Here is a 1391-nt window from a genome sequence, read left to right as displayed (position 1 = left end):
TCGGGGGGTTGGGGGACGGCCTCCAGGATGACGTGCGCGTTGGTGCCACTGATCCCGAACGACGACACCCCCGCACGACGCGCACGCCCCGTCTCCGGCCACGGCACCGACTCCGTCAGCAACCGCACACTGCCCGCGTCCCAATCGACATGCGGCGTCGGCTCATCCACATGCAACGTCCGCGGCAACACCCCATGCCGCATCGCCTGCACCATCTTGATCACCCCAGCCACCCCCGCAGCGGCCTGCGTATGACCGAGATTCGACTTCACCGACCCCAGCCACAACGGCACCTCACGCCCCTGCCCGTAGGTGGCCAGCAACGCCTGCGCCTCGATCGGATCACCCAACCGCGTCCCCGTCCCATGCGCCTCCACCACATCCACATCCGCCGTGGACAAGCCGGCCCTGTCAAGCGCCTGACGGATCACCCGCTGCTGCGACGGCCCATTCGGCGCCGTCAACCCATTCGACGCACCATCGGAATTGACCGCAGAACCCCGCACCACCGCCAACACCCGATGCCCATTGCGCCGAGCATCCGACAACCGCTCCAACACCAAAACACCGACACCCTCCGACCACCCCGTCCCATCAGCCCCCGCCGCAAACGACTTACACCGCCCATCCGGCGCCAACCCCCGCTGCCGCGAAAACTCCACAAACGTCGACGGCGTCGCCATCACCGTCACCCCACCCGCCAACGCCAGCGAACACTCACCCGACCGCAACGCCTGACCCGCCAAATGCAACGCCACCAACGACGACGAACACGCCGTATCCACCGTCACCGCCGGACCCTCAAAACCAAACGCATACGCCACCCGCCCCGAAAGAACACTCCCCGAATTACCCACCCCCACAAAACCCTCCACCCCCTCAGGCACACTCCCCAACCGCGCCCCATAATCGTGATACATCAACCCAGCAAAAACCCCCGTCCGACTCCCCCGCAAAGAAACCGGATCAACCCCCGCCCCCTCCAACGACTCCCACACACACTCCAACAACAACCGCTGCTGCGGATCCATCGCCAACGCCTCACGCGGCGAAATACCGAAAAACGCCGCATCGAAATCCGCCGCACCGCTCAGAAACCCACCCTCACGCGCATACGACTTCCCCACCCGATCAGGATCAGGATCAAACAACCCCTCCAGATCCCAACCCCGATCCACCGGAAAACCACCAACCCCCTCCCCACCCCCGACAACCAACCCCCACAACTCCTCAGGCGACCCCACACCCCCCGGAAAACGACACCCCATCCCCACAATCGCCACCGGCTCATCCACCACCGAAACCGAAACCGAAGATGACACCGCCTCCACACCCAGCAACTCGGCCTGGAGAAACTCCGCAAGCGCCACCGGAGTCGCGTAATCGAAGAC

1 protein-coding gene is annotated in these 1391 nt (G+C 64.9%); it reads right to left on the bottom strand.

What is annotated here, in order from left to right:
* Nucleotides 1-1370, bottom strand: a 1370-nt coding sequence (locus QSK17_RS35660) for a type I polyketide synthase (protein WP_285711112.1), incomplete at its 3' end; no start/stop codon positions are given.
* Between the last annotated feature and the right edge of the window lie 21 nt (nt 1371-1391).

It is taken from the genome of Microtetraspora sp. NBRC 16547 (genome assembly GCF_030268965.1).
GTDB lineage: Bacteria > Actinomycetota > Actinomycetes > Streptosporangiales > Streptosporangiaceae > Microtetraspora.
Note: the sequence above shows the minus strand (reverse complement) of the source record. Positions and strands in the feature narration are given on the sequence as shown.